Annotated in this window: 26 protein-coding genes and 2 pseudogenes; 14 read left to right on the top strand and 14 right to left on the bottom strand. The window is 68.8% G+C overall.

The features are described 5' to 3' along the window. The 3 genes from AC1DK4_RS18415 to AC1DK4_RS18405 form a co-directional block, all read right to left on the bottom strand. A partial coding sequence (locus AC1DK4_RS18415) for a hypothetical protein (RefSeq protein WP_477131682.1) occupies nt 1-239 on the bottom strand: 239 nt, incomplete at its 3' end. 103 nt (nt 240-342) lie between these two features. Continuing rightward, nucleotides 343-1,005, bottom strand: a complete 663-nt coding sequence (locus AC1DK4_RS18410) for an NAD(P)H-binding protein (protein WP_441616708.1) — start codon at nt 1,003-1,005, stop codon at nt 343-345. A 147-nt stretch (nt 1,006-1,152) separates the two neighbouring features. Continuing rightward, the gene (locus tag AC1DK4_RS18405) at nt 1,153-1,338 is read right to left on the bottom strand and encodes a YjfB family protein (RefSeq protein WP_441616706.1); all 186 of its coding nucleotides are present in this window, start codon (nt 1,336-1,338) and stop codon (nt 1,153-1,155) included. 363 nt (nt 1,339-1,701) lie between these two features. On the opposite strand from AC1DK4_RS18405, the gene AC1DK4_RS18400 reads away from it, so the two are divergent. Together AC1DK4_RS18400 and AC1DK4_RS18395 are read left to right on the top strand one after the other, a co-directional pair. Further along, nucleotides 1,702-2,652 (top strand): S1C family serine protease, encoded by a 951-nt coding sequence (locus AC1DK4_RS18400; RefSeq protein ID WP_441616704.1) that lies wholly within the window; start codon nt 1,702-1,704, stop codon nt 2,650-2,652. Between the two features lie 8 nt (nt 2,653-2,660). Further along, nucleotides 2,661-3,395 carry a hypothetical protein gene (locus AC1DK4_RS18395; protein ID WP_441643335.1) on the top strand — a complete coding sequence of 245 codons (735 nt, stop codon included), beginning with the start codon at nt 2,661-2,663 and terminating at the stop codon, nt 3,393-3,395. A 3-nt stretch (nt 3,396-3,398) separates the two neighbouring features. Here AC1DK4_RS18395 and AC1DK4_RS18390 read toward each other — a convergent pair whose 3' ends face one another. Both AC1DK4_RS18390 and AC1DK4_RS18385 read right to left on the bottom strand, forming a co-directional pair. After that, nucleotides 3,399-4,304 carry an SMP-30/gluconolactonase/LRE family protein gene (locus AC1DK4_RS18390; protein WP_477131681.1) on the bottom strand — a complete coding sequence of 302 codons (906 nt, stop codon included), beginning with the start codon at nt 4,302-4,304 and terminating at the stop codon, nt 3,399-3,401. A gap of 111 nt (nt 4,305-4,415) precedes the next feature. Next, nucleotides 4,416-5,399 (bottom strand): Bug family tripartite tricarboxylate transporter substrate binding protein, encoded by a 984-nt coding sequence (locus tag AC1DK4_RS18385; protein ID WP_441616698.1) that lies wholly within the window; start codon nt 5,397-5,399, stop codon nt 4,416-4,418. Between the two features lie 361 nt (nt 5,400-5,760). On the opposite strand from AC1DK4_RS18385, the gene serA reads away from it, so the two are divergent. Next, nucleotides 5,761-6,972: a phosphoglycerate dehydrogenase gene (serA, locus tag AC1DK4_RS18380; RefSeq protein WP_441616696.1), complete on the top strand. Its 1,212-nt coding sequence runs from the start codon at nt 5,761-5,763 to the stop codon at nt 6,970-6,972. A 47-nt stretch (nt 6,973-7,019) separates the two neighbouring features. Here the strand turns inward: serA and AC1DK4_RS18375 are convergent. Beyond that, nucleotides 7,020-7,166, bottom strand: a pseudogene (locus AC1DK4_RS18375) (H-NS family nucleoid-associated regulatory protein); the annotation flags it as partial. A gap of 1,080 nt (nt 7,167-8,246) precedes the next feature. On the opposite strand from AC1DK4_RS18375, the gene AC1DK4_RS18370 reads away from it, so the two are divergent. Then, nucleotides 8,247-8,537 carry a DUF3649 domain-containing protein gene (locus tag AC1DK4_RS18370; RefSeq protein ID WP_441616694.1) on the top strand — a complete coding sequence of 97 codons (291 nt, stop codon included), beginning with the start codon at nt 8,247-8,249 and terminating at the stop codon, nt 8,535-8,537. Nucleotides 8,538-8,657: 120 nt separating this feature from the next. On the opposite strand, the gene AC1DK4_RS18365 is transcribed toward AC1DK4_RS18370, so the two are convergent. Beyond that, complete coding sequence (locus AC1DK4_RS18365; protein ID WP_441616692.1) at nt 8,658-9,134, bottom strand: hypothetical protein; 477 nt, start codon at nt 9,132-9,134, stop codon at nt 8,658-8,660. 140 nt (nt 9,135-9,274) lie between these two features. Between AC1DK4_RS18365 and AC1DK4_RS18360 the strand changes: the two genes are divergently transcribed. After that, nucleotides 9,275-9,697, top strand: coding sequence for a PaaI family thioesterase (locus AC1DK4_RS18360; protein WP_477131680.1), 423 nt, complete (start codon nt 9,275-9,277; stop codon nt 9,695-9,697). A gap of 121 nt (nt 9,698-9,818) precedes the next feature. Here the strand turns inward: AC1DK4_RS18360 and AC1DK4_RS18355 are convergent, their stop codons facing one another. The 3 genes and pseudogenes from AC1DK4_RS18355 to AC1DK4_RS18345 all read right to left on the bottom strand — a co-directional run bounded on the left by AC1DK4_RS18355 (nt 9,819) and on the right by AC1DK4_RS18345 (nt 12,490). Then, nucleotides 9,819-10,175: an endonuclease gene (locus tag AC1DK4_RS18355; protein ID WP_441616688.1), complete on the bottom strand. Its 357-nt coding sequence runs from the start codon at nt 10,173-10,175 to the stop codon at nt 9,819-9,821. 361 nt (nt 10,176-10,536) lie between these two features. Beyond that, nucleotides 10,537-10,863: a four-helix bundle copper-binding protein gene (locus AC1DK4_RS18350; protein WP_441643334.1), complete on the bottom strand. Its 327-nt coding sequence runs from the start codon at nt 10,861-10,863 to the stop codon at nt 10,537-10,539. Nucleotides 10,864-11,014: 151 nt separating this feature from the next. Then, nucleotides 11,015-12,490, bottom strand: a pseudogene (locus AC1DK4_RS18345) (MFS transporter). A gap of 133 nt (nt 12,491-12,623) precedes the next feature. On the opposite strand from AC1DK4_RS18345, the gene AC1DK4_RS18340 reads away from it, so the two are divergent. Next, complete coding sequence (locus AC1DK4_RS18340; RefSeq protein WP_441616684.1) at nt 12,624-13,025, top strand: response regulator transcription factor; 402 nt, start codon at nt 12,624-12,626, stop codon at nt 13,023-13,025. An 883-nt stretch (nt 13,026-13,908) separates the two neighbouring features. Beyond that, entirely contained in the window at nt 13,909-14,127 is a 219-nt protein-coding gene (locus AC1DK4_RS18335) for a hypothetical protein (RefSeq protein WP_441616682.1), read from the top strand. Between the two features lie 62 nt (nt 14,128-14,189). Here AC1DK4_RS18335 and AC1DK4_RS18330 read toward each other — a convergent pair whose 3' ends face one another. Then, nucleotides 14,190-14,462: a hypothetical protein gene (locus tag AC1DK4_RS18330; RefSeq protein WP_441616680.1), complete on the bottom strand. Its 273-nt coding sequence runs from the start codon at nt 14,460-14,462 to the stop codon at nt 14,190-14,192. A gap of 412 nt (nt 14,463-14,874) precedes the next feature. Here AC1DK4_RS18330 and AC1DK4_RS18325 point away from each other — a divergent pair, with 412 nt between their 5' ends. Beyond that, nucleotides 14,875-15,696 carry an alpha/beta fold hydrolase gene (locus AC1DK4_RS18325; RefSeq protein ID WP_441616678.1) on the top strand — a complete coding sequence of 274 codons (822 nt, stop codon included), beginning with the start codon at nt 14,875-14,877 and terminating at the stop codon, nt 15,694-15,696. Nucleotides 15,697-15,774: 78 nt separating this feature from the next. Further along, on the top strand, nt 15,775-17,301 hold the full coding sequence (locus tag AC1DK4_RS18320; protein ID WP_441616676.1) for an MFS transporter: 1,527 nt from the start codon (nt 15,775-15,777) through the stop codon (nt 17,299-17,301). Between the two features lie 93 nt (nt 17,302-17,394). Here the strand turns inward: AC1DK4_RS18320 and AC1DK4_RS18315 are convergent, their stop codons facing one another. Next, nucleotides 17,395-18,198: a BON domain-containing protein gene (locus AC1DK4_RS18315; RefSeq protein WP_441616674.1), complete on the bottom strand. Its 804-nt coding sequence runs from the start codon at nt 18,196-18,198 to the stop codon at nt 17,395-17,397. A gap of 304 nt (nt 18,199-18,502) precedes the next feature. Between AC1DK4_RS18315 and AC1DK4_RS18310 the strand changes: the two genes are divergently transcribed. Both AC1DK4_RS18310 and AC1DK4_RS18305 read left to right on the top strand, forming a co-directional pair. After that, a complete protein-coding gene (locus tag AC1DK4_RS18310; protein WP_477131679.1) occupies nt 18,503-19,600 on the top strand; it encodes a methyltransferase in 1,098 nt (365 codons plus the stop codon). A 49-nt stretch (nt 19,601-19,649) separates the two neighbouring features. After that, a complete protein-coding gene (locus AC1DK4_RS18305; RefSeq protein ID WP_441616671.1) occupies nt 19,650-20,120 on the top strand; it encodes a ferritin-like domain-containing protein in 471 nt (156 codons plus the stop codon). Between the two features lie 107 nt (nt 20,121-20,227). Here the strand turns inward: AC1DK4_RS18305 and AC1DK4_RS18300 are convergent, their stop codons facing one another. Further along, nucleotides 20,228-21,199, bottom strand: coding sequence for a FadR/GntR family transcriptional regulator (locus AC1DK4_RS18300; protein WP_441649924.1), 972 nt, complete (start codon nt 21,197-21,199; stop codon nt 20,228-20,230). A 308-nt stretch (nt 21,200-21,507) separates the two neighbouring features. Here AC1DK4_RS18300 and AC1DK4_RS18295 point away from each other — a divergent pair, with 308 nt between their 5' ends. Together AC1DK4_RS18295 and AC1DK4_RS18290 are read left to right on the top strand one after the other, a co-directional pair. After that, complete coding sequence (locus AC1DK4_RS18295; RefSeq protein ID WP_441616667.1) at nt 21,508-22,974, top strand: NAD-dependent succinate-semialdehyde dehydrogenase; 1,467 nt, start codon at nt 21,508-21,510, stop codon at nt 22,972-22,974. A 52-nt stretch (nt 22,975-23,026) separates the two neighbouring features. Further along, nucleotides 23,027-23,908, top strand: coding sequence for an NAD(P)-dependent oxidoreductase (locus AC1DK4_RS18290; protein ID WP_441616665.1), 882 nt, complete (start codon nt 23,027-23,029; stop codon nt 23,906-23,908). Between the two features lie 100 nt (nt 23,909-24,008). On the opposite strand, the gene AC1DK4_RS18285 is transcribed toward AC1DK4_RS18290, so the two are convergent. Further along, entirely contained in the window at nt 24,009-24,269 is a 261-nt protein-coding gene (locus AC1DK4_RS18285) for a hypothetical protein (RefSeq protein WP_441616663.1), read from the bottom strand. A 145-nt stretch (nt 24,270-24,414) separates the two neighbouring features. Between AC1DK4_RS18285 and AC1DK4_RS18280 the strand changes: the two genes are divergently transcribed. Continuing rightward, entirely contained in the window at nt 24,415-25,845 is a 1,431-nt protein-coding gene (locus AC1DK4_RS18280; RefSeq protein ID WP_441643333.1) for a TAXI family TRAP transporter solute-binding subunit, read from the top strand. The last annotated feature ends 67 nt before the right edge of the window (nt 25,846-25,912 follow it).

Genomic DNA, 25,912 nt, shown 5'->3' with positions numbered 1-25,912 from the left:
GAACTACCTGGGCCAACGCCATCATGCAGCGCCACCACGAATCGAACGCCACCCGCGATGCCGCAGGCGAGCAAACCGGTAGCGCCAGCAGCCCAGCCAAAGCCATGAGACCCACCACGAAACCACCACCACCCATAAAATCTGAGCGCCCAGCCTTCTGCAAGAATCGCTTTCTTTTGGTTACTTTTCTTTTCGAGAAAAGAAAAGTGACACTTACATGTGTGCGAACGGGCTACCAAGCCCGCGCCGCTAGGCCCAGAGACGCAAAGCACACCCTCATACGCATAAACGCCAAATGAGACTCAAGCCGCCAAGCCCAAAAAAGCCAAAAAAAAGCAAAAACTACCGCATACCATCAATATCCCGAGCCTCGACAACCCCCCGAGGAAACCCCCTCCGCACCACAATCAGCATGGCACGCCCCACCTGCTCGGTAGTAGTGAGATAAGCCGGAAACAAGCGCCGCAGCAAAGGCAGCACCGGCGCCGCAATCATGTAGGGAATCCGGTAGGCCGCCGTCTTGGAACGGATGCCGTGCAACGGCTGGATACCGCCCGGGCGGAACATATACGCTGCCTTGAACGGCAATTTCAGCAACGCGTTCTCGGTACGCCCTTTCACCCGCGCCCACATCGAGCGCCCTTTCTCCGTGCTGTCGGTCCCCGCGCCGGAAACATAGACAAAGGTCATCTGCGGGTTGAGCCGGGCCAGCACCTGCGCGGCGGCCAGCGTGATGTCGTAGCTCACGCGCGTGTACTCGGCTTCGGACATGCCGCCCGAGGACACGCCCAGGCAGAAGAAGCACGCGTCGAAACCTGTCAGCGCCGGCTCGATCCCGTCGTAGTGCAGCAGGTCCGCATGCACCAGTTCGGTCAGCCTGGGATGCTGCTGGCCGGTCGGCGTGCGGCCTACCGTCTGCACGCGCGCCACGTCTTCGGCCAGCAGGCATTCGCGCAGCACGCCCAGTCCGACCATGCCGGTCGCGCCGAATATCAGTACGTTCATTCGTGTGTTCCCGTTCGATGAAAGCGGCCGCGCCATTGTGACGGGATGGTGGAGATTACCGCATGAACGGGAACGGCGCCGGCACGCCGGCACCCCGAAATAGACAGCCCCCGCCCGGGGTCACCCCGGACGCGGGCTGCCCCGTTGTCACACCTTGATGTCGATGTTCTGGCCCAGATGCGGGGGGTTGCTGGCGGGCACGCCGACCGGCGCCGCCGATGCCATCAGCGTGGCCACGCTGTTGGCCTGCAGGTCAAGCGATTTGCGCAGCATCAGCAAGCTGACCGGGTCGGTCCCGGGGTTGCTCGCCGCGCTGACGATGGAGGTATCCATGGATGAATTGTCCTGTTCCAGGTTGCGGTTGGGTGGGCGGGTGGCGAGGATGCCGGCAGTCCGGCCGGAAAAGCCGCGGCACCACCCGGGGATATTCCTGCCCGTTAATTGTCGGCTGGCAGCCACAAAGCTTTAGCGCGGCGGGCGGAACGTTTATGATAGGCAGCCCCGGCCAGATCGCCTGCAGCGTCTGCAAAGCAGGCCGGGAAAGACCGGACAGCCCGGGCAGCGGCTGAATCCGGCAAGAAAACAGTCACCAACAACAACATCATGGGTCGGGCGAAAAAAATCGCGGGTTACGTCGCAATTTCGTGTTTGACTGCCGGCATCCCCCTCTCCGGCCTTGCGCTGGATTCGGCGGAATTGTATGAACGGGAGTCGCCAAGCATCTGGGTGGTCACGGTGTTCGACGCGCAGGGCGGCACGATCGGCCTGGGCAGTTCGGTGGTCACCGGCCCGGAAGAACTGGTCACCAACTGCCATGTCCTCAAGAATGGCAAGTCCATCGGCATCCGGCGCGAGAACACCATGCACGTCGCGCGCCTGGTGCATGCCGATGTGGAGCGCGACCTGTGCGTGCTGCAGGCGAAGGGGCTGGGCGCGCCGCCCGTGAAGATCGCCCCGCTCGCGTCGCTCAAGGTGGGCCAGAAAGTCTATGCCATCGGTGCGCCGCGCGGCTTTGAGCTGACGCTCAGCGACGGCCTGCTCTCCTCCCTGAACAAGGACGCCAACGGCCGCGTGGTGCGTATCCAGACCACCGCGCCGATCTCGCCCGGGTCCAGCGGCGGCGGCCTGTTCAATGCCGACGGCCAGCTGATCGGCATCACCTACCTGATGCGCACCGACGCGCAGAACCTCAACTTCGCCGTGCCCGCGCAATGGATCGGCGAGGTGCCGGCCAGGTCGGCATTGGCGCTGCAGCGCTTTCGCAGCGAGACAGCGCCCCCGGCGCCCGCCGCGCAAGCACGGCCTCCGGCGCCGCAGCCGGCGGCCGGCGCGCAAGACCGGCAGCTCACCGGCGCCGAGCTGGCCGCGCACTTCGCGCATCTCGGCCGCATCAACGCCACCGCGCCTTCGGGTGTCACGCTGTGGATGGATATCCGCGAAGGCGGCAGCCTCGATGTCACCAACTCGGTCAGCCGCGGCACTTCGCCCGGCCGCTACCGCATCGAGCAGGAGGCCGGTCAGGTCTGCATCGAAATGGGCGACCCCAGGTTCAGCAGCATGCAAACCTGCTACCGGCTGACCGAAGGCAACGGGCGCTACGTGATGCGGTCCGTCTCCAGCCCCTACTACTTTTCCTATGTGAAGTAACGACGAGCATGAACCACACATACCGTATTGGCACCGCTGCCGCCGCTGCCGTCCTGTTGCTGCTGGGCGGGTGCGCGCCGGCGACCGTCGCCGTCTCTACCCGCGCCACCGACTATAACGGCAAGCCCGCCCGCATGTATGTGGTGGGCACGACGGGCATGGGCTGGAACAACGATTTCTCGCTGGCGTTCGCCGCCAAGTTCCGCGAGCTGGCCAAGCAGTGTGGCGTGGAAGCGGCCTATGACGAGCTATCGGGCCTGGAGCTGGACTCGTCCGCCCTCACGAACAAGATGCGCGGCTTCCGGGCGGATTCCATCCTGACCATCGCCAATGGCGGGGGTGTGATCGGCGCCTACGGCAACCGCATGTCGATCAACTACGGCACCACGCTGACCGATGCCATGCAGAACCGCGCGGTGTGGAAGGGCAAGTACTCGTTCAGCCGCGGCGCCCAGGCGATCCCCATCGAGGAACGCGCGGCGGTGCTTGCCATCGACATCACCAACAGCCTGAAGAAGGACGGCTTCCTGAGCGGTTGCGGCCAGGTCGCGCTGGGCCAGAACGGCCGGCTGGACCCGTCGGCGGTGCCGGTCATCGCGCACGGCACGCCGGTCAGCGCCGCCAGTCCCGCGGCGGCACCTGCCCCGGCCGCCAGCCAGGGCGCCGGCCCGCTCGCCGCCGTACCGGGCGTGCCCAGCGGGGGCGCGACGCTGCGAGACCTGCAGGACCTGCTGCCGAAGTGAGCCTCAGCCGGCCAGCCCGGCCTCGGCCAGGTCGGCGCACAGGATGGAGCCGGTTTCCGATTCGGTGACGAACACCTTATGGGTGCCGGGCTGGAAGGCCAGGTTGGTGGTGGTGGCGCCCGCCGTGCTGGCGAGGATGGCCTCGGGCTCGCCGCGCTTGCCGAGCACCCACACGCAGCCCAGGCTGGCATGCGCCACGAACAGCCGGTCGCGGCCGTCGATGGCCATGCCGTCCGGCCCGCTGGTGCCGTAGAAGGTGAAGAACTGCCCCACCTTGGACACGCTGCCGTCCGCTTGCAGCGGCGCGCGCCACACGCAGTTGCCACGCGTGGCCGCCACGAACAGCACCTTCTCGTCGCACGACAGCGCCAGCCCGTTGGGGCTGGGCACATTGCCCAGCAGCAGGTCGAGCTGTCCGCCGGCGCGCAGGCGGTAGACGCGCCCGGTGGGGTCGTGCAGGCCAGTCTGGCCCTGGTCGGTGAAATACAGGTCGCCGTTGCGGGCGATCACCAGGTCGTTTAMGCCCTTGAACTGCTCGGCGTTGCGCCGTCCCAGCAGCGTCGTCACCTCGCCCGTCTCGACCTGCACGCGCAGCAGGCCGTTGCGGTAGTCCGCCACCACCAGCTCGCGCGCATTCAGGAACTTCATGCCGTTGGGCTCGCCCTTGTATTCGGCCACCAATGACCACGCGCCCGCCGGGGAAATACGGAAGATCCGGCCAAACGGGATATCGGTCACGTAAAGGTTGCCGGCTGCATCGAACACCGGCCCCTCCAGGAAACTGTCGATGCAGGCCCCGCCCTTGTTGGCATCGGCCCACTCGGAGCGCACGCCGGCCTTGCGGAAATGGGCGGGCATGGACGAGAAGACCTGCAGCGGGATCTCCCTGGGCACGGTTCTGAAATACATGGTCGTTCCTTATCGGGTTCTTGTCGGGTTCCTGTCGCGACCTGGCCGCCATCTGGCCGCCATCTGGCCGCCATCTGGCCGCAATCTGGTCGCCATCTGGCCGCGTTCCGCCTACTCCGCCTTCACGTCGGCGGCCTTCGCCACCCGGGTCCACAGGGCCGTGTCGTCCTTGATGCGGCGCGCGAAATCGGCCGGTGAGATACCGCCCGGCTGCGCGCCCAGGCTGGCCAGGCGCTCCTTCACCTCGGCGCTGTTGACGCTCTTGCTCACCTCCGCCTGCAGCTTTGCCACCAGCGCGGGCGGCGTGCCCTTGGGCGCCGCCAGGCCGAACCAGTTGATCACCTTGTAGTCCTTCAGGCCGGCTTCGGCAAAGGTTGGCACGTCCGGCAGCGCGGGCACGCGCGTCGCCCCGGTCACGGCCAGCGCGCGCGCCTTGCCGCCCTTGATCTGCGGCACGGCGGTCGGCGTGGCGGTGATCAGGATATCCAGGTTATTGGCGATCAGGTCCATCAGCGCATTGCCCGCGCCCTTGTACGGGATATGGGTGATCGACACCTTGGCCTCCTTCTTGAAGACCTCGGCCGAGAGATGCGTGGAACTGCCGTTACCGCCGGAGCCGAAGTTCAGCTTGCCGGGATTCTGCCGGGCGAAGTCGATCAGCTCCTGCAATGTCTTGAAACGGGAGTTGGCCGGCACGATCAGGATCACCGGCGTCTGCGCGATGGTGGTCACGGGCACCAGGTCGTTGTTGTAGTCCCATGGCAGCGTCTTGAACAGCGACGGCAGCATGGTGTACGTGGTGTCGTTGGCCAGCAGCGTGTACCCGTCGGGGGCCGCGCGCGCCACTTGCAGCGTGCCGATGGTGCCGCTGGCGCCGGGCTTGTTCTCGACAAAGAAGGACTTGCCGGTGCTCTCGGTGAGCTTCTGCGCCACCTGGCGCGCGACGAAATCGGTGGTGCCGCCGGCCGAGTACGGCACCACGATGCGCACCGGCTTGTCGGGCCAGGTGTCGGCACGGGAGGCAATGCTGACGGTGCCCGTGAGGGCGGCCAGCGCGATGCCGGCGAGAAGGCGGGCGGGTGAGCGGGTGTGCATCAAGGTCTCCGGGGATGATCCGCGCCGCGCATTGCGTTGCGCGGCGTCTTGGCTGTCCTGTTTTCATCACAATATTCTATTAGACAGAACATCGTTCCGAAATAGTGTACGCACGCCCGGAACTGGCTGTCAATCCTGCGCGGCAAGGCACGGATGGGCGCACCCCGTCGGGCGTCCGGCATTTGCCATTGGCGCCAATGTGGGTGTTCGGTGTGGCGGCGCTGCCTGCGTTACCATGGCACGGCTCGTTCCGCCGTGCGCCCGCGGCCCGCGCCCTTCGCCGCGCGCGCCATGCGCAGCCTCCCCCGCGCCGCCGCCGCCTTCGCCACCGCCCTTCGCCATTGCTATTGCTGCCATCGCCATGACTTCTGCCCTTCTGCTTGAAAACATCCACGACACCGCCGTAGAACGCTTCAAGGAGGCGCTCGTCACCGTGGAGCGCCGCAGCGGCGCGCTCGCCGGCGAGGAACTGCACCAAGCGCCGCAAGCGCACCAGATCCTCGGCATCCGCTCCGCAACGCACCTCGGCGCGCCGGAGATCGAGGCGGCCAGGCACCTGCTGGCCATCGGCTGCTTCTGCATCGGCACCTCGCAGGTCGACCTGGATGCCGCCGCGCGCGCGGGCATGCCGGTCTTCAACGCGCCGTTCTCCAATACGCGTTCGGTGGCCGAACTGGTGATCGCCGAGGCCATCCTGCTGCTGCGCCGCGTGCCGGAGAAGAACACGCTGGCGCATGCCGGCAAATGGGCCAAGGGCGCCACGGGCTCGTTCGAGGCGCGCGGCAAGACCATCGCCATCATCGGCTACGGCAATATCGGTTCGCAGGTCGGGGTGCTGGCCGAAGCCATGGGCATGCGCGTGGTGTACTACGACGTGCAGGCCAGGCTGTCGCTCGGCTCGGCGCGCGCGGCGCGCTCGCTGGCGGATGCGGTGTCACATGCGGATATCGTGACGCTGCACGTGCCGGCCACGGCCCAGACCAGGAAGATGATCGACGCCGTGGTGCTGCGCCAGTTCAAGCGCGGCGCGATCCTGATCAACGCCTCGCGCGGCACGGTGGTGGATATTGAGGCGCTGCGCGCGGCCTGCGACGACAACCATATCGCCGGCCTGGCCATCGACGTCTTCCCGCAAGAACCCAAGACCAACGCGGACCGCTTCGACAGCCCGCTGCAGGGCGTGCCCAATGCCATCCTGACGCCGCATATCGGCGGCAGCACGGAGGAAGCCCAGGAGAATATCGGCACCGAGGTCGCCACCAAGCTGATCGCCTTCCTGCGCACCGGCGACACCATCGGCGCGGTCAACTTCCCCGAGGTGAGCCCGGGTCCGCTGACCTCGCCGGCGCGGCTGCTCAACGTGCACGGCAACGCGCCCGGCGCGCTCGCAACGCTCAACACGCTGCTGGCGCGCGACGGCGTCAACATCGTGGCGCAGCACCTGCAGACGAGCGGGGAAATGGGCTATGTGGTGACCGACCTGGACAAGGCGCCGTCGGACGAACTGGTCGCCGCACTCGGCAAGGAAAGCGCCTTTATCCGCTGCCGCGTGCTGCTCAACGAGCAAGCCTGAGCGGCGCGGGCAGACGGGGCACCGGACTGCCGGCGCCCCGTCTGCCCTCAGCCCACGCGGAAATGCTCGACCGACTGGCCGGCATTGACCGCGCGCAGCAGCCACGAGGGCATCGCGCCCTCGCCGTCCCAGACCTGCCCTTCGGCGTTGCGGTAGCGGCGCGGGCCGGAGGGAGCCGCCGGGGCCGCAGCAGGGGTGACGACGGGCGCGGTCTCGGCCTTTGGCTCGGCTTTTGGCTCGGCTTTTGGCTCGGCTTTTGGCTCGGCTTTTGGCTCGGCTTTTGGCTCGGCTTTCGGTTCGGCTTCTGGCTCCGCCACAGTTTTCGGCAAACCCGCAGCTGACGCCGCGGCTTCCGGCGCTACTGCCAGTGCCGATCCGGGCGAGGCGACATCGGCCGCATTGCGCTGGCCACGCCTCCTCTTGCGCCGCGGCCGCGGCGCCACCATCGGCGGCGCCGTGACAGGTGCCGCTGGCAACAGCCCCTGAACCGGGCCGGCCGGCTCCGCGATGACGTCGGCTTCCGCCTCGGGTTCGGCGACCGCTTCAACTTCCGCTTCAACTTCCGCCTCAACCTCCGCTTCAACGTCCGCCTCCACTAGCGGCTCAACTTCCGCCGCCACTTCCGTGTCCAGGGCGGCAGCAATCTTCGCGGCAGGCTCCGCGAGCGGCGCGGCAAGCAGTTCCGCCACCGGCAGGATTTGCTGCCCGCCGCCGGGTTCGGCCACAGGTTCAGCCTTCGGCGCCGCGGCTGCCTGCGCCGCCTCGATGTCATCGGCGGTGATGCCCAGCCGCTCCATCTGGACCCGTATCCAGACAATGGCGGCTACTCGTTTGACGTCGGCGGAAAGAACAGCGGGAATAGCGGAAGACACGATAGAAACCAGTAAAGGATGCGGGACAGGGGGTTCTCCATGCGGCGCTCACCGCACACCCATATCCCCGAAGCTCGCACATGATAGCCGAGCGCGGAAACCGCCTCTTGCGAGAGCCAAAAACGCGGCAGATCGCCCAGTAATACGGCCTCCGGCAGCAAGCACATAACAGGCCAGCCAGCACCGGGAATCCGCCCGGATCCACACAACTCAAATGAGAACGATTATCATATGCGACCAACAGGGCCATCAGGCGTCGCCTGCGGCCGGCCTCTTGCGCGGCGGGCCGCCTGCCGCGCAATACGGCCCTCTTCCATAGGACATATAGCCAATGCATCGACTCATTTCCACTGCCCCGCTACGGATTGTTGTGCCCGGCCGGGCTGCCCGGGAGGCGCGGACATGGGCTTGAGCCGGAACGGCCGCTACCGCCTGGATGTTGCCTCGCGCGTGGTGGCCGCGATCGGTGGCGGCTATGTGCTGGCAGCCCTGGCCACCGGCCTGCTGGCGGTGGTGCTGCCGATGCCGCCGTCCGAGGCGGTGACGACCGCCACGCTGCTGTCGTTCTCGCTGTACGCGTGCGCGGTGCTATGGGTGTTCGCCGCCGGCAGCGCGTTGCGCGCGTGGGCCGGACTGGCGATTCCCGCCGCGGTCATGGCGGCCGTGCTGGCCGCGGCGCGGAGCGCGGCATGAAGGCCGGCCTGCGGCAGTCGATGGCCTGGCTGCGCGCGGCCAGCCTGAGTGGCGCGCTGAGCGGCGCGCTGGGTGGCTGCGGGCTCCTGGCACTGCGCGCGCTGCCCTGAGCCGCCGCCGCTAGCGCGCGCACTTCTTGTACGGCGCATACTGCGCGCCGTTCCAGCGCCAGACCGGAAAGCAATTGCCCGGCCCGCCGATCTCGATGTCCGGATAGCCGAGGTGCTTCGTCTTGAGCACCGTGGCCTGCCCCGGAAAGCCGAACTGCGGCTGCCAGCGCCCGCTGCCATCCTTCACGTACAACTGCATCGAGACGCCGGCCATGCCGCCCACGCAAGTGCCGTAGAAATTGGTGAAAACCTCGGGCTGGCCATCGCCGTTCAGGTCGACGACGGCGGCATCGTAGTCCACCGACTCATTGCATGACTTGTCGAAGACCTTGCCCTTGAGCGCCTTGAGCTGGCCTTGCGTGGCCTCGGCGACGAGTTTCGCATCGGCACCCGGCGCGGCGCCGGCAGGCATGGCCAGGGCCACGGCAAAGCCGCCGGCGACGGCCGGCGCAAACGCTGCGGCCAGGACAGATGGACGGCGGGGCATGGCGGTCTCCCTGAAGGCAAGGCAGCCCGGCACGGCATCGTGGCGCAAGCCGAAGGCTGCCCTTCGATGATATGAAGAACGGTTCGCCGCCGCCAGCTATCATGTCGGCCATTCCATTCGATTGCCGACCGCTGCAAGCCATGTCCGACAAGACCCCCGCAAACCAGCCCTATGCGCTGGAGAACCCCTTCCTCGRATCCCTCAACGTCACCATCGTGGAGTGGCAGCCGGACCTGGTACGCATGGCGCTGGTGCCCCAGCCCGCGCATCTCAACAACACCGGCGTGGTCCAGGGCGGCATCCTGGCCACGTTGCTGGACGCCGCCGGCGGCTATGCCGGCCTGTTCCCGGAAGGTGGCGTGCGGCGCGCCGCCACCACCATCTCGCTCAACGTCAACTATGTCTCGTCGGGGCAACTCGAACCGCTGGTGGTGACAGGCCGGCGCGTGGGCGGCGGACGGCGCGTGTTCTTCTCCAATGCAGAAGTCACCGACAGCCAGGGCCGGGTGATCGCCACCGCGCAGGCGGCATTCCGGCGCAAGGATCCGGTGCCCTCGGCCTGATCTTCCCGGCCATGGCGTTGCGCGACTGGCATGGGCGCCGATGCATGCCGCCCCCGGCACTTCACCTGCTGGGGCGGAAGTCGGAAATCAAGATCACGGCCAGCCTATGAGGCGCCGGATCTCAGGCCCCGTCCAGGAAGCGGCTGCGCAGGCCCAGGCGCGTGCCCAGCGTGGGGCCCAGCCAGCGCGAACGGTCCATGTAGGCCAGCTGCGCATTCTGGCTCTGGTCCATGTAGGGCTCTTGCGTGGGGGCCAGGTCGGTGCGCACGGGCTGGCTGGCGCCCTGCGTGTAAGGGTCGAACTTGTCCGGCGCGCGGGCACCGGCGTAGGGGTCGGTCAGGCCGGCGCCGCTATTGGACATGCCGCCCTGCGAATACGGACTGCGGGGCTCCTGCACGCCCACGCCCTGGGCCAGCGCGCAAACCGAAGCCATGGCGGCGCCTGCCATCAGCAGGGCCTTGGCGAATGAATGCTTCATAGGTACCTCCTCGGAGAGGAAAAGAGAGGAAAAGGGTCGCTCGCATGCGGAGCGCCTGGTCTCTTCCCAAGCCAGACATGTGCCAGTCAGACGCCGTCCGACAAGCATGCGGGCCGCTCGGGGGGGAGTGCTCGCGCGGGGCGGGCGGCATGCGTTGGCAGCGCTTGCCTGGCGGCCTCCCGGCGGCCTGCGCCGGGCGCGATGCGGACGAACACGCATGGGTTCACGTGGCCGGAAACAAAGGCGCACGATGGTAATCGTTACCTGCGCGCGCCGACTGCTCCGCCCGTGTCACAGGTGCATGTCACAGGTGCATGTCACGCGCGCAGATCATTGCGCGTGTGATGTGCATCAGCGCGCCTTATGCCATGCCGTGGCACGCGTCCGCGCACAGCTTGCAGGCAATCGCGCAGACCTGGCAGTGCCGCACGGCATGTCGTCCGCACTCGCTGGCGCAGGCCTCGCAGGCCTTGCTGCACAAGCGGCATATCTCCGCTGCATAGGGGCTGCCGCGCGCCATCGCGGCGGCGGCAAGCTGGCACAAGGCGGCGCACTCCATGTCCAGCCGGATGCATTCCGTCATGTCCGCGGCCTGCCCTTCCTGCAGGCACGACGCCGCGCAGTGGTTGCACGCCGCGGCGCAGGCATTGCACGCGTCGATGCAGGCTTGATAGTCATCCATCGTCATGGTGGCTCCTGGTCGGCTGGGAACGGGCGAGCTTCACGCGCAAATCGTGCCAGCTTGCCCTGCGCATGGCCGGGGCTGACAGCGCGCCCGGCGATGCGCGCCTTGCATGCAGCACGGGCAGAGTACAGGGGCGGCATGCCCGGGCCTGGCGCTATTCCCGCGTCGCTTGCGCCGGGTCCGCGGACAGCGGCGGCGCGATGTCTTCCAGCGGGCGCATCTCTGCGTTGACCGCGTAGCGCAAGGCAAACRGGCCCGCGGCGATCACCAGCAGCGCCCCGATGCCGTAGCCGGTAGCCACCGCCACGCGGCTGCCGCTTTCTATCAACGCGCCGAACAGCAGCGGGCCGATAAATCCGCCGCTCCCTGTTCCTACAGCGTAGAACACCGAGATCGCCAGCGCGCGCGTTTCCAGCGGAAACACCTCGCTGACCGTGAGATACGCCGAACTGGCCGCGGCCGACGCCAGGAAGAAAACCACCGACCAGCACAGGGCCTGGCTGCGCGCGTCGAGCCAGCCTTGCACGAAGGCCCAGCCGGTCAGCGCCAGGCCCACGCCGGACAGCACATAGGTCAGCCCGATCATGCGGCGCCGGCCGACTCTGTCGAACAGCGGGCCCAGCAGCAGCGGCCCGAGCACATTGCCCAGCGCGAACGGAAACATATACAGCCCCACGCGGTTGTCCGGCACGCCGTGAAAACGCGTCAGCACCAGCGCATAGGTGAAGAAGATCGCGTTGTAGAAAAATGCCTGCGACACCATCAGCGCCAGCGCCACCGCGCTGCGCATGCGCTAGCGCCGGAACAGCACGCCGGCGACCTCGCGCAGCGCGGGCGTGGCGCGGCGCACGAAGGTGATCGTGCCCGCCGCGGGCGGCAATGCGCCGTATTGCGCGATCACCTGCGACTCGATGTCCGCCACGATGCGGCCCGCCTCCGCCTCGCGCCCGTGCGACAGCAGCCAGCGCGGGCTCTCGGGCACATCGCGCCGTACCAGCAGGATGGCCAGCGCCAGCACGGCGCCGAGTGCGAACGCGGCGCGCCAGCCCAGCGCCGGGCCCAGTACGCGCGGATCCAGCAGGAGCAGGCTCAGCCCGGCGCCCAGTGCCGCGCCGAGCCAAAAGCTGCCGTTGATGGCCAGGTTGACGCGGCCGCGCACGCGGGCCGGGATCAGCTCATCGATGGCCGAATTGATCGCCGCGTATTCGCCGCCGATGCCGAGCCCGGTCAGGAAGCGGCACACCGCGAAGAACACGAAGCCCGTGGAGAATGCCGTGGCGAGCGTGGCGGCCATGTACACGGCCAGCGTCGCCAGGAACAAGGTCTTGCGTCCGAGGCGGTCCGCCAGCCGTCCGAACACCAGCGCGCCCGCCACCGCGCCCGCGACGTACAGGGAGCCGAGCCAGCCCACCTGCGCCGCATCCAGGCCGAGGCCGTCGGGACGCTCCAGCACGCCGCCGAGCGAGCCGACCAGCGTCACCTCCAGTCCGTCGAGCACCCATGCCACGCCCAGCGCGATGACCACGCGCCAGTGCCAGCGCGACCACGGCAAGCGGTCAAGGCGGGCCGGGATATCGCTGCGCGCGACCGGCGCGGCAGCCATGTCCGGCCCCTTTGGGCGCCCTGGCATATCTGACACTGGTGGCACGGGTTGCACGACGGGCATGGGCAGGTTCCGGCTGGCGGTGGCAGGCAGCGGGCTTCTGGCCCGGGCCTTGCGTGGAGCAGTGTCTTCTACGACAAACTCATCATAGGCAGATTCCATGCGGCGTCCCTGTCAAACCATCCTCGTGGTCGACGATGAACCCGGCGTGGCAGATGCGCTGGCGTGCGCGCTTGAGGACGCCGGYTATATCGTGGAGCGCGCCGCCGACGGATTCAGCGCTTATTTCATGGCGCAACGCGTGCATCCCAGCGTGGTAGTGACCGACTGGATCATGCCGCATGGCGACGGCGCGGTGCTGTGCGGCATGCTGCTGCACGACCACGCGCTCTGTGCCACGCCGCTGGTAATCTCGACCAGCATGCGCCCTGTGCCCACCATCGCCAACCCTAGCGTGCGCTACTGCCCCAAGCCTTGCCACCCCGACGAAGTAGTCCGGCTCGTACGCGAGCTCGCCGGCGAATCCGGCGAGTCCGGCGCATGCGGTCCGGCGCGGCCTTGAAACTCTTGCCATGCGCACCATGCCGTGCGCCGCCCGGGTGGCCTCGTTCCGGGTGCCGGGATCACATGGCAAATGAGCTGGGCAAATGGCAAGGCGAGGAACCTGCGCCGGCAAGCCAGGAGAGCGGTCCACGCACAGCGCAATGCATAGCCCATGCAGCACCTGGATCGGGCCGACACCGGCTCCGCTGCCATCGCTGTCGCATTTATTTTTTGATGCGTGTCAAGTGAGTGACGAAGCACAAACCCCCCGGTATTGGGGCAGCCGATCGACGCTCATGGTGAGACACTATGCGCGGGCGGGAAACCAAAGCGCTCGCCCATCTCACTTCGTCAATGCCCTCCGGACCAGACCGGCGGGCATTTTTTTACCTGTCGCGCGCGGGATGACCACCGCACGGGGCCATGCGACTTTTTTACATGAGCAGGAAAGTTCGGGATACCCCGCGGCCGGCATTCGTGCACCGGCGACCCCTCAGGCTGCCGCGCGCCGACCGCGCAGAGACCGGCCACCCGCGGACACCCGGCATCGCCTGCGCCCGGGCGAATTGTCCTGGCGCGAGTGGCACGATTCCTGCCAGTTCAGCATCGCATGACGGGAAGCCATTTGTCACATGGCTGGGGCTTGCGGGGACGCGGGCCGAGTGCCGCGTCCCCATTTTTTCCGCCCGGCATGCGCGCCCGGCCGCGCAGGGAATCCGCCATGCGCCGAACGCCGCAGCCGCGTCAATAGTTCTTCGCGCCTACACCAACAAGGGGGCAGCGCACCGGTGCCGCGCCGGCGCAAAATGCGGCCAGGCCGCACGTGGCGGCGCCATGCCCTGCCGGTGACGGCAGCCCCAGGACCCAACACCTTTGCCCACATGTTCCATGACCCGAAACCAATGACCGATGCGGCCAGCCGCCCGGATGGCGCGGCGCAGGTGGGTGCATTGCCCGCCCAGCCCCCGTCATCGTGCGAGCCCACGCTGCAGCAGATAGCCGAGCGCCGTACGCGCGCGCTTGCCGATGCGCTGGAAGAGGCCATCCGCTCGTCACCGGCAAGCTCGAGCCGCGCTACCGTGCGCGCGCGCACGCAGGCGGCGGCCAAGGCGTCCGGATAGGTCCCGCGGCCCGACAACCCGGCCGGCCGGGCGGATGCTTTCCCGCCTGGCGGAGACACCGGCTAATCCGCCAGCGGGAATCCGAACACATCCTGCGCGAGGTCGCGTTCGAAGACGGCCGTCCACGCACCCTGGACACCGTCGCGGTATTCCCTGGCTTCACCCCCGGTCACGCGGGCCACGGTGATGCTGCGGGACGCGTGCCCAGGAGCGCCGTCCCGCCCATCCTGCGCGCTGACCTCGAAGTCCTCAAGGGCAAAACCGTGCAGCGCGCAGGCGGACGCGAAGTCGTCGCGCTCCTGCGCCGGCAGTTCGTGGAACCGCAATTGCGCCATGGCCGTCTCCCGGGGCCGCCGCGGATGCCGGCGGTATCTCGTCTCTGATGAGAACCGCAGTATCGCAGCAAGGGGATTCGGCGGGCAACAAGGCTGCCCGGGAGAGAGACCAGGCCCCGCGGCCAGCGGATGCGCTCCCTGCGCGATGCCGTCGCCTCGCGTTTTCCGCGCCAGCGAGCCACCGCCGCCAACGCCTTCCGAAGGCTTCCGATTACCTCCCCGGTAATTGGCCCGCCGCGCGCCAGCGCCGACACTGAGCTTGCCTGGAACCGCCAGGCAAGCTCAACCGGAGCCGACCGCCATGCCCGCAGCCAGCCTTGCCCGCCTCGAACCCGCTTATCCTGCTTCTCCCGCTTCTCCCGCTTCTCCCGCCGCCACGTCTACCACGTCTACCACCGCCCCACTCCTCCCGATGGACTACGTGCAAACCCGCGACGGCGTTTCGCTGTTCGTGCGCGACTGGCACGACGGCAGCGCCGCCGGGGTGGTGCTGTTCGTTGCCAGCTGGGCCCTGTACTCGGATTCCTGGGGTGCCCAGATGGTGGCGCTGCGCGCCGCCGGCCTGCGCTGCATTGCCTACGACCGGCGCGGCCACGGGCGCTCGGGCGATCCGGGCCGCGGCTATGACTTCGATACGCTGGCCGACGACCTCGCCGATGTGATCGAGGCCCTGGACCTGCGGCGCGTCACGCTGGTGGGGCATTCGATGGCTGCCGGCGAGATCGTGCGCTATCTCTCGCGCCATGGCGCCAGCCGCGTCGCCGGCATGGTGCTGGTGGGCTGCACCACGCCGTGCCTGGCGCAGAGCGCGGACAACCCCGACGGCATCGCCCCCGCCCTGCTCGAGCAGGTCGCAGGCGAACTGGCCGGCGATTTCCCGCTGTGGGTGGAGAATAACCTCGCGCCCTTCGGCGGCGGGCTGTGCTCTGCGCCACGGCTGGAATGGGTGCGCGCGATGGCGTTGCAGACTTCGCTGCCGGCGCTGCTCGGCTGCAACCATGCCAACGCGTATGCGGATTTCCGCGCCGAGCTGCCGGCGATCCGCGTGCCGGCGCTGCTGGTGCACGGCGACAACGACGTGTCCTGCCCCCTGCCGCTCACCGCGCAGCGCACGGCTGCGCTGCTGCCCGATGCGCGCCTCGCCGTGTACGCAGGCGCACCGCACGGCCTGCCCTACACGCACGGGGCGCGGCTGTCTGCCGACATCCTCGGCTTCGTGCGCGGACTTGACTGACGATCCGCCGACGCCTGCCTGTCGCCTGCCTGTCGCCTGCCTGTTCCCTGCCTGATGGATCCCGACCGGAACCCCGCCATGTCCTCGCCCAGCCCCGAGCCAGCCGTAGCGCTGCCCTCGCTCGCCTCGCCGCGCGCCGCGCCGGCTTCGCATCCGCCCGCCACCGCCCCTGCGACCAGTTCTGCCATCACGCGCACCCGCGAGCGCCTGGCGATGCTGGTCATGCTGAGCGGCACCTTCATGGTGGTGATGGACTTCTTTATCGTCAACGTGGCGCTGCCGGCCATCCGGCATGACCTGCACGCCAGCGCCGGTGCGCTGCAGCTGGTGGTGGCCGGCTACGGCGTGGCCAACGCGGCCGGCCTGATCACCGGCGGGCGCCTGGGCGACATGCTCGGGCGCCGTCGCATGTTCATGCTGGGCCTGGCGCTGTTCGGGCTGGCTTCCGCCGCGTGCGGACTGGCGCCGGACGCCCGCGCGCTGGTGGCGGCGCGCGTGGCGCAGGGCCTGGGCGGCGCCTTGCTGCAGCCGCAGGTGCTGGCCATGCTGTCGCTGGCCTACACCGGGCCGGCACGCGCGCGCGCCTTTGCCGCCTACGGGCTCACGCTCGGGCTTGCCGCGCTGCTCGGCCAGCTGCTCGGCGGCGCGCTGATCCGTGCCGACCCGGGCGGCCTGGGCTGGCGCGCCTGCTTCCTGATCAACGTGCCGGTGGCCGCGGCGGCGCTGCTGCTGGCGCCGCGCGTGCTGCGCGCCGCGCCGCGGGTCCCGGGCAGCAAGCCGGACCTGCGCGGCATGGCCTTGCTTGCCACGGCCCTGTGCGCGCTGGTGTGGCCGTTGGTGGAGGGCCGCCAGCAAGGCTGGCCGCCAGCAACGCTGCTGGCGCTGGCCTTGGCCCCGCCGCTGCTGGCGCTGTTCGCATGGCAGCAGCGCCGGCTGCAGGCCCGTGGCGGCCAGCCGCTGGTCAGCCCCGCGCTGTTCGCCACGCCGGGCTTCGCGCGCGGGCTGGCGGTGACGCTGGCCTTCTATGCCGGCAATGCATCGTTCTATTTCGTGCTCGCGCTGTACCTGCAGGACGGACTCGGCCTGAGCCCGCTGCAAGGCGGCGGGGCCTTCACCATGCTGGCACTGGGCTTCTTCGGCGCCTCGCTGGCGGCGCCGCGCATTGCCGCGCGGCTGGGTCGCTCGTCCATCGCCTACGGCGCGCTGCTGCTGGCCGCAGGCCACTGGCTGCAACTGGCCAATGCGCTCTTGCCGTGGCATGCGCATGCCACCGCGCCGGTGGCGGCGATGCTCGGGCTTCTGGCGGTGCAAGGCGCCGGTATCGGCATGGTAATGGCGCCGCTGGCATCCGCAGTGCTGGCGGGCATGCCAGAGCGGCACGCAGGCGTCGCCTCCGGCGTCCTGGCTACCGTGCAACAGGTCGGCAACTCGGTCGGGGTGGCGCTGATCGGCAATGTCTTCTACGGCGTGCTGGAAGCCAGTGCCATGCCCCCGGACTGGCCTGGCTATACCCATGCCTACGCCTGGAGCCTGGCCTGCCTGCTCGGGCTGGCGCTGGCCGTCACCCACTTGTGCCGCGCCCGCCGGCAGGTGCCGGCGCCGTAGGCCCCGCCGCCTGCGTGGCGGGCCACCGTGGCATGGGTGGCGCCGCGCGGCGTCAGGGCCGGAATGCGACGCCGTGCCGACGCCGCCGCCCGCCTACTCCGAAGCCAGCACCCCATACGGCCGCACCCGGATCTGGTTGATCACCTCGGTGACGCCGTACACATCGTCGGCCACCTCTTCGATTTCGTATTTGATGTGCCGCTGGGTGACCGTGCCCTCCAGCGTGACCATGCCCCCGCTTACCGAAACCGTGACTTCGCTCACGTCGAGCGTGTGGTCGCAGGCAAGCCGCTCGCATACTTCCTCGCGCAGGCTCTCGTCCGAGCGGCGGTAGCCCTTCGGACCCATGCGCCGGCCGCGTTCGTACCCGCTCCGCTCATACCCGGCCCCCTGGTATTCATCCGGGCCGGCCATCCCCGCGCCCGGCCCCGCCGTGGCGACGCCGGGCGTCGCGCGTGCCCGCTGCGCGGCGCGGTAGCCGTCCGCATAACCGCTGGCGTAACCGCTGACGTAGCCCCGCCCGCCGGGGGCGCCATCCGGTGCGGCCGTGCCCTGGGTGCTGGCATAGCCATCGCCGTCCGGGCGGCGCGACGCGGGCGATACGAGCGCCTCATCGCGGCCGCGGTCCCAACGGCCCTGCCCCCAGGGCTGGCGCTCGCCACCGCCCATGCCGGCAATGGCGCTCGCCGGCCGGCGGAACCGGGCCTGCGGATAGCGCGATTCGTAGCGCGCGATTTCGTCTTCGCCGAGACGCCAGCTATCGTCGTTGCGATCGCCGGAATACCACGCGTGCCGCTGCGCGCGCCTTGTCGCACGCGCTCCGTCGTCGTTGCCGGGCGCATCCGCGCCGCCCGGCGCATACCGTTGCCGGCCGTATTCGTCTGTCCACGTACCCATGGCTATCCCCAATGTCGTTCCGGAGGGGACCAACGCCCCTCCACCATGGTTGATCGGGGCAAAATCCGTACCGGGTCCAGGCCGGCGGCCATGGCCCCGCCACGGCGGGCGCAGGCGGGCGGCCCATGCCGACAGCGAGCAGCAAGCGGCACGTGCGCCATGCGCTTCCCGCGTGTGCGCTTTACCCGGCGTTGTAATACGCACCCTCGCCTGCAGGCGGGGCCCGGCTGGATTTCGACCGGCCCGGCATCTAGAGTTAGCTAGCATCCTCCCCACCGCCGTGCCCACCGTGATGAGGTGACCTATGCAAAACGAAGCCGACACCCAGCGTGCGCCGGCAGACGCAGGGGCAGCGCTTTCGCCCCAGCACCTGCTGCAGCTCGGCATGGGATTCTGGGCCGCCAAGGCCATGCTGAGCGCCGTGGAACTTGGCGTGTYCACCCAACTGGCGCGGCAGCCGCTCGATGCCGGCGCGCTGGGCGCGGCGCTAGGCCTGCATCCGCGCGGCGCCGCGGATTTCCTCGATGCGCTGGTTGCGCTGCGCGTGCTCGACCGCGAGGACGGCGGGCAAGGCGGCGGACAGGAAGGCGGTGGACAAGGCGGCGCCGGCAGGTACCGCAACACGCCGGAAGCGGACCATTTTCTCGACAAGGCGAAATCCACCTATGTCGGCGGCCTGCTGGAGATGGCCAACGCACGCCTCTACCCCGCCTGGGGGGCGCTCACCGACTCGCTGCGCACCGGCAAGCCGCAGGGCGATGCCGCCGAGGGCACCGACCCGTTCGCCACGCTCTATCGCGACGAAGCGGGGCTGCGCGGGTTCCTGCGGGCGATGACCGGGGTCAGCCTGGCCGCCGCGCAAGCCATGGCGCAGCGCTTTCCATGGCAGGAATGCAAGACCGTCATCGATATCGGCGCCGCCCAGGGTGCGCTGCCGGTACAGCTTGCGCTGGCCCATCCACACCTGCGCGGCGGCGGCTTCGACCTGCCCGCGGTCGGGCCGGTGTTCGACGCCTACGTCGCCGAGCATGGCCTGCAGGACCGGCTGCGCTTCTACCCCGGCGATTTCTTCAACGATCCCTGCCCGCAGGCCGACGTGCTGGTGATGGGCCATATCCTCCATGACTGGGACCTGGAGCAGAAGCTGCATCTGCTGCGGCAGTGCCACGCGGCGCTGCCCTCGGGCGGTCGCCTGATCGTCTACGACGCCATGATCGACGACGCGCGCCGGCAGAACGCGTTCGGCCTGCTGATGAGCCTGAACATGCTGATCGAGACACCGGGCGGATTCGACTACACCGGCACGCAATGCTGCGACTGGGCCAGGCAGGCCGGCTTCGCGCAGGCGCGCGTGGAACCGCTCAGCGGTGCGGATTCGATGATGATCGCGACCAAGGCATAGCATCGCCACGGCATCGCGCGGCGGGACGTAGCCAACCGGAGACACAGCCATGGCTGAAATGAACAACGAGGACAAGGCAAAGATCGTCACCGTGCTGAACGGGATCCTCGAGGCCGAACTGGCCGGCGTGGTCCGCTACACGCACTACTCGCTGCTGGTGTTCGGCTTCGGCCGCATTCCCATCGTGTCGTGGCTGCGCGACCAGGCCAACGAATCGCTGCTGCATGCGCAGCAGGCCGGGGAATGGATCACCACGCTGGGCGCCTATCCGTCCCTGGCCATCGGCAAGCTGCTCGACAGCCACACCTTCGACACCGCCGCCATCCTGCGCGAATCGCTCGACGCCGAGATGGCCGCCCTCAAGCTCTACCGCGAACTCCTGGCGCTGGTCGAAGACCGCTCGGTGGCGCTCGAAGAATACGCGCGCCAGATGATCCAGCTCGAAGAACTCCATGCCGGCGAGGTGGACAAGATGCTGCGCAAGCCCGGCAGCACCGCGGCGTTCGCGCCGTCTGCGTGAGATCCCGGGCTAAGGCCCGGCCCCCCTTGGATTGCCGCCCGGACTTGCCTGCGTCCGCCACGCCATGCGTACGCTGCCCGGCCGCCAGCGCGGCTCGACCCGGGACACTAGCGTCGCGCGGACGGCCGCCGCAGCACCTCGCCCAGGTCTGCCCGCGCCAGGCGCTGCGCGGCCGCGCGGCTGTTGCCGGTCCAGTAGCTCTGGTCGGCGTGGGCAATGCGGTCCGCCGTGTTCTTCATATGCAGGAAGGCGGCCTTGCGCGCGGCCTCGGGATCGCGCGCCTCGATGGCGGCGCACATGGCTTCGTGCTCCGCGCGTACCTGCGCGGCCAGATCGGCGCGCTTCGCTTCGTTGCCGCGCGTGAGGCGGATGGCGTCCTGCAGCGCGCGCGTCAGCAGGCCCAGCAGTTCGGTGTAGTGCGGGTTGCCGGTGGCGCGCGACACGGCCATGTGGAAGGCCAGGTCCTCCTCCACGCCATCGCCGCCGGCCGCCGCCGCACGGTCGATGGCCTTGAGCGCGCGGCGGATCCGCGCCATCCCGGCCTCGCTGCGGCGCTCCGCCGCCAGCGCCGCCATCTCGGCTTCGATGCCGCGCCGCAGCTCGATGATGCGCACCACGCCCAGCGCGGGGTTATCGTCGTTGCGGCCGAGGCGGAAGGCCTCGCTGGCCTTGGGGTCGAGCACCACGGTGCCGCTGCCCTGGCGGGTTTCCACCAGTCCCTCCGACTTGAGCCGCGAAATGGCCTCGCGCACCACGGTGCGGCTCACGCCGTATTCCTCGGTCATGAACTTCTCGGTGGGCAGGCGCGCATTGACCGGATAGGTGCCCTTGCGGATCTGGCTTGCCAGCAGCTCGGTGATGCGGTCGGCCAGCGTCATCTCGCCGGGCGGCTTGCGCGGCGAGGCCGTGGCGTTCAGGGTGTCGGTGCGCATGCGGGCTCCGTCTCGGACTGGCTGGGTGCGGCTATCGGTATCGGCTTCGCTATCGGGCGGCATCCGTGGCTTCTCGTGCTTCTCGTGCTTCTCGTGCTTCTCGTGCTTCTTGTTCTTCTTGCCGGCGCGGTTGCCCGCGCTGGCCATCGTTCCGTGCCGATGATAGCACCGGGAACAAAGTGGTTGACAAACTCATCATATAAATTTGTAATACAAATTACTGACCAGCGCGACCGCGTCCCCGCCTCGGGACCGGCGTCTCCGAACGCCCGCAGAGGCGCCATCGCCAGTCACCGCACAGGAGACACCAAGCCATCGACGGCCTTGCGGCCCTGCAGCGCGGCGAACGGCCCGGCAACCTGCTGGCATCAGGCGGCACGAGCAGCGCCCTCACCCTCCCCCTCTCACTGTTCCTTTCCATCGATGCGGCCAATGCCCGCCCGGAGCGCCTGACCATGAAGATCACCCGTCCTTCGCTGTTTCGCCAGCAATGCCATGTCGGCGGTCGCTGGGTAGACGCCACCGGCCGCGAGACGCTGTCGGTCACCAACCCCGCCACCGGCGCCGTGATCGGCACGGTGCCGCGCATGACCGGCGCTGACGTGCAGGCCGCCATCGCTGCGGCCGGCCAGGCCTTGCCGGCATGGCGCGCCACCAGCGCCAAGGAGCGTGCCAGGATGCTGCGCCGCTGGTACGAGCTGTGCATGCAGCACCAGGAGGATCTCGCCACCATCCTCACCACCGAGCAAGGCAAGCCGATGCGCGAGTCGCGCGGCGAGATCGCTTACGGCTCGGGCTTTATCGAGTGGTTCTCCGAAGAGGCCAAGCGCATCTACGGCGACATCATCCCCGCCCCCGCCAGCGACCGCCGCATCGTGGTGATCAAGCAGCCGATCGGCGTGGTGGCCGCCATCACGCCGTGGAACTTCCCCAACGCCATGATCACGCGCAAGGCGGGGGCCGCGCTGGCCGCCGGCTGCACCATCGTGGTCAAGCCCGCCTCGGCCACGCCCTACTCGGCGCTGGCCCTGGCCGAACTGGCCAGCGAGGCCGGCATCCCGCCCGGCGTGTTCAACGTGGTGACCGGCTCCGCCGGCGTGGTCGGCCGCGAGCTGACCGGCAGCCCGGTGGTGCGCAAGCTCTCGTTCACGGGCTCCACCGAAGTCGGCAAGGAACTGATGGCGCAGTGCGCGGGCACGGTCAAGAAAGTCTCGATGGAACTGGGCGGCAACGCGCCCTTCATCGTCTTCGACGACGCCGACCTCGACGCCGCGGTGCTGGGCGTGATGGCCTCCAAGTTCCGCAATGCCGGCCAGACCTGCGTCTGCGCCAACCGCATCTTCGTGCAGGACGGCATCTACGACGCCTTCGCGGCAAAGCTCAGGACCGCGGTGGAAGCACAGGTGGTGGGCGACGGCCTGGACGACGGCGTGGACCTCGGCCCGCTGATCGACGACGCCGCGGTGCGCAAGGTCAAGGAGCATATCGAGGACGCGGTCGGGCTCGGCGCCAGGGTGCTCACGGGTGGCCAGCCGCACCCGCTGGGCGGGCACTTCTTCACGCCGACCATCCTCACCGAGGTCTCGCCCAAGGCCAGGCTGATGAACGAGGAAACCTTCGGCCCGGTGGCGCCGCTGATCCGCTTCTCCTCGGACGAGGAAGTCATCGCCATGGCCAACGACACCCCGTTCGGGCTGGCCGCCTACTTCTACACCGGCAGCTACGAGCGTTCCTGGCGCGTGGCCGAAGCGCTGGAGGTCGGCATCGTCGGCCTGAACGAAGGCATCATCTCCACCGAGGTCGCGCCCTTCGGCGGCGTGAAAGAATCCGGCGTGGGCCGCGAAGGCTCGAAATACGGCATCGAGGACTACGTCGAGATCAAGTACATCTGCGCCGGCGGCCTCGGCGGCAAGCGCGCCTGAAGCGCGCGCGGCCATCGGAAAACCGCCAGCCCGGCATCGAAACGGAGACAACATGAAGACAATCGGCATGATCGGCATCGGCATGATGGGCCACGGCATCGCCACCAATATCGCGAAGCACGGCCACCCGCTGGTGCTGCTCGACCATCCGGGCAACCAGCCGCTGGACAAGCTGCTGGCCGCGGGCGCCACCACCGCCGCCACTCCCGCCGAAGTGACGCGCGCCGCCGACGCCGTGATCCTCTGCGTCACCGGCACGCCGGAAGTCGAAGACGTCCTGTTCCGCCCCGATGGCGTGCTCGCCGGGCTGCGCCCGGGCACGGTGGTGATCGACTGCTCCACCGCCATCCCCTCGTCCACCGTGCGCATCGCGGACGCCGTGACCAGGGCCGGCGGCCGCTTTCTCGATGCGCCGATGACGCGCACGCCCAGGGAAGCCGCCGAAGGGCGTCTCAATCTCATCGTCGGCGGCGAGCGCGAACTGTTCGAGCAATACCGGCCGCTGCTGGCCTGCTTTGCCGAGAATATCGTCCATGCCGGCCCCGTCGGCTCCGGCCACCGGCTCAAGCTGCTGCACAACTACGTCTCGCTCGGCTTCTCCGCCGTGCTGGCCGAGGCCGCCGCGTGCGCCGAACGCGCCGACGTGGACCCGGCGGTGCTGCTCGAAGTGCTCTCCAAGGGCGGTGGCGACGGCGTCGTGCTCAACCGCCTGCGCCCCTATATCGAAGCACAGGACAACTCGGGCTTCCGCTTCTCGCTCGCCAACGCGCTCAAGGACATGGGCTACTACACCACCATGGCCGCGGAACTTGGCGCCGCGCGCGCCACTGCCGAAGCGGTACGGGACACCTATGAGCAGGCCAGCCACAGCGAGCGCGCGCAAGGCACGGTGCCGGAATTGATCTCGATTCTGGGGGACAGGCAGGCGGGATGAGTGCAACGCAGGCCGAAAGTGAGCGGCATGGCGCTCTTCGGCAAGCCGGATGCGGCGCAGGCGCCGCATCCGTCAGGATGGTTCTTCTTCTATATGTCGTCTAGATGCCGAGAATCTTCTTTGCCTCGCCAAGTGACTTCATGGACTCATCGTGCTTGCCAGCCTTGTGATAGGCCTCGCCGTCGGCGCGCAGCTTGGTCACCTTGGCGGCGTCTTCCGCCGACAGCGCCGGCTTGGTGGCAAGCTTGGCATCGATCGCCTTCATCTCGTTCGGGCAGTTGTGGGCCAGGGCCAGACCGCTTGCGCCGAGCAGGAACAGCGAAGCGGCAATGGGAATATATCTACGCACATCGGCCTCCATCGGGTATTGAGCGGATATTCAGCTTAGACCATCGGAGCTGAAGCAGCGCTATCGCTGGCGGGTCCGGCGCCGCGGCGCCCGGCGCGGTAAGCCCGCCGGGGCCGGTGCTATGATTCTGCCGCTCCATCCCAGCGCACGCGAGCCGATGACGCCAGACTCCGGGCAAGCCAAGCCCACGCCACCCGAAGCCAGACCGGAAACCACTCCCGGAGCCAGCCCCGACGCCACCTCCGCCCCCGCGGCGGCGCGCGCCAGAACCGATATCCGCCGCCTGGGCGCCCGCTTCGTCGCCATCTCCTGGCGCGACCTGGCGGTGTCCTTCGGCCCCGCCGTGGTGTTCTGCATCGCGGCCGCCTGGCTGGCGGTCTGGCTGATCCAGCCGGCGCCGCCCAATGCCATCACCATCAGCGCCGGGCCGAAGGACAGTTCGTTCTGGAACGCCGCCGAGAAGTACCGCGCGATCCTCGCGCGCAACGGCATCACGCTCACTGTGCTGCCGTCCGAGGGTTCGCTGCAGAACGTCGGGCGGCTGGCCGATCCCAAGCAGTCCGTCGACGTGGCCCTGGTCCAGGGCGGCGTCTCCGGCGAGGTGAACAAGGAGGGACTGGTCTCGCTCGGCAGCATGTTCTACGCGCCCATCAGCGTGCTGTACCGCGGCAAGGAAAAGCACAAGCTGTCGGATTTCCGCACGGCGCGCATCGCCATCGGCCGCGAAGGCAGCGGCAGCCGCGCGCTGGCGCTGACGCTGCTCAAGGCCAATGGCATCGAGCCCGGCGGCAGCGCCACGCTGCTCGCCCATGACGGCGACGAGGCGGCGCAGGCGCTGCTCGACGGCAAGATCGACGTGGCCATGCTGACCGGCGACTCCGCCACCGGCCCCACCATGCGCAAGCTGTTCCGCATGCCGGGCATCCGCCTGCTGGACTTCGCCCAGGCCGACGCGTACACGCGGCGCTTCCTCTACCTGCAGCAGCTGGTCCTGCCGGCCGGCGTGCTGGACCTGGGCAAGAACCTGCCCGTCCACCCGATCCACCTGATCAGCCCCACGGTGGAACTGGTGGCGCGCGACAACCTGCACCCCGCGCTGTCCGACCTGCTGATCGAGGCCGCGCGCGAAGTCCACGGCAAGCCCGGCTTGCTGCAGGGCGCGGGGCAATTCCCCTCGGCCACCGTGCACGAGTTCCCGCTCAGCGACGACGCCACGCGCTACTACGCCTCGGGCAAAGGCTTCCTGTACCGGCACCTGCCATTCTGGCTGGCCAGCCTGCTCGACCGCGCGCTGCTGGTGGTGGTGCCCATCCTGGTGCTGCTGATCCCCGCCTTCAAGGTGGTGCCCTCGCTCTATAGCTGGCGCGTCAAGTCGCGGATCTACCGCTGGTACGGCTCGCTGATCGAGATCGAACGCGTGGCGCTGGTCGATCCCACCGAGGAAGAGAAAGCCACCCTGATCGCCCGGCTGGACCACATCGAGGACGCCGTCAACCGGCTCAGGATGCCGCTGGCCTACGCCGACCAGTTCTATGTGCTGCGCGAGCATATCGCCTTTGTCCGACGGCGCCTGACCGGCGCGCCATAGCCCGGGCGGCGCGGCTCGCCGCCGGGTGCTATGATGGCCGCCGCCATCCGCCACAGAGCGGGTGCAA

The sequence above is a fragment of the Cupriavidus sp. 05N38 genome (genome assembly GCF_056397345.1).
Note: the sequence above shows the minus strand (reverse complement) of the source record. Positions and strands in the feature narration are given on the sequence as shown.

Excerpts from the sequence above, each read along its gene's own strand:
- AC1DK4_RS18370 (WP_441616694.1), top strand. The coding sequence starts at position 8,247 with ATGGGCTTGAGCCGGAACGGCCGCTACCGCCTGGATGTTGCCTCGCGC.
- serA (WP_441616696.1), top strand. The coding sequence starts at position 5,761 with ATGACTTCTGCCCTTCTGCTTGAAAACATCCACGACACCGCCGTAGAA.
- AC1DK4_RS18285 (WP_441616663.1), bottom strand. The coding sequence starts at position 24,269 with ATGGAGGCCGATGTGCGTAGATATATTCCCATTGCCGCTTCGCTGTTC.
- AC1DK4_RS18325 (WP_441616678.1), top strand. The coding sequence starts at position 14,875 with ATGGACTACGTGCAAACCCGCGACGGCGTTTCGCTGTTCGTGCGCGAC.
- AC1DK4_RS18290 (WP_441616665.1), top strand. The coding sequence starts at position 23,027 with ATGAAGACAATCGGCATGATCGGCATCGGCATGATGGGCCACGGCATC.
- AC1DK4_RS18335 (WP_441616682.1), top strand. The coding sequence starts at position 13,909 with ATGACCGATGCGGCCAGCCGCCCGGATGGCGCGGCGCAGGTGGGTGCA.
- AC1DK4_RS18395 (WP_441643335.1), top strand. The coding sequence starts at position 2,661 with ATGAACCACACATACCGTATTGGCACCGCTGCCGCCGCTGCCGTCCTG.
- AC1DK4_RS18410 (WP_441616708.1), bottom strand. The coding sequence starts at position 1,005 with ATGAACGTACTGATATTCGGCGCGACCGGCATGGTCGGACTGGGCGTG.
- AC1DK4_RS18365 (WP_441616692.1), bottom strand. The coding sequence starts at position 9,134 with ATGCCCCGCCGTCCATCTGTCCTGGCCGCAGCGTTTGCGCCGGCCGTC.
- AC1DK4_RS18295 (WP_441616667.1), top strand. The coding sequence starts at position 21,508 with ATGAAGATCACCCGTCCTTCGCTGTTTCGCCAGCAATGCCATGTCGGC.
- AC1DK4_RS18355 (WP_441616688.1), bottom strand. The coding sequence starts at position 10,175 with ATGAAGCATTCATTCGCCAAGGCCCTGCTGATGGCAGGCGCCGCCATG.
- AC1DK4_RS18315 (WP_441616674.1), bottom strand. The coding sequence starts at position 18,198 with ATGGGTACGTGGACAGACGAATACGGCCGGCAACGGTATGCGCCGGGC.
- AC1DK4_RS18405 (WP_441616706.1), bottom strand. The coding sequence starts at position 1,338 with ATGGATACCTCCATCGTCAGCGCGGCGAGCAACCCCGGGACCGACCCG.
- AC1DK4_RS18305 (WP_441616671.1), top strand. The coding sequence starts at position 19,650 with ATGGCTGAAATGAACAACGAGGACAAGGCAAAGATCGTCACCGTGCTG.
- AC1DK4_RS18300 (WP_441649924.1), bottom strand. The coding sequence starts at position 21,199 with ATGGCCAGCGCGGGCAACCGCGCCGGCAAGAAGAACAAGAAGCACGAG.
- AC1DK4_RS18330 (WP_441616680.1), bottom strand. The coding sequence starts at position 14,462 with ATGGCGCAATTGCGGTTCCACGAACTGCCGGCGCAGGAGCGCGACGAC.
- AC1DK4_RS18280 (WP_441643333.1), top strand. The coding sequence starts at position 24,415 with ATGACGCCAGACTCCGGGCAAGCCAAGCCCACGCCACCCGAAGCCAGA.
- AC1DK4_RS18385 (WP_441616698.1), bottom strand. The coding sequence starts at position 5,399 with ATGCACACCCGCTCACCCGCCCGCCTTCTCGCCGGCATCGCGCTGGCC.
- AC1DK4_RS18350 (WP_441643334.1), bottom strand. The coding sequence starts at position 10,863 with ATGACGATGGATGACTATCAAGCCTGCATCGACGCGTGCAATGCCTGC.
- AC1DK4_RS18320 (WP_441616676.1), top strand. The coding sequence starts at position 15,775 with ATGTCCTCGCCCAGCCCCGAGCCAGCCGTAGCGCTGCCCTCGCTCGCC.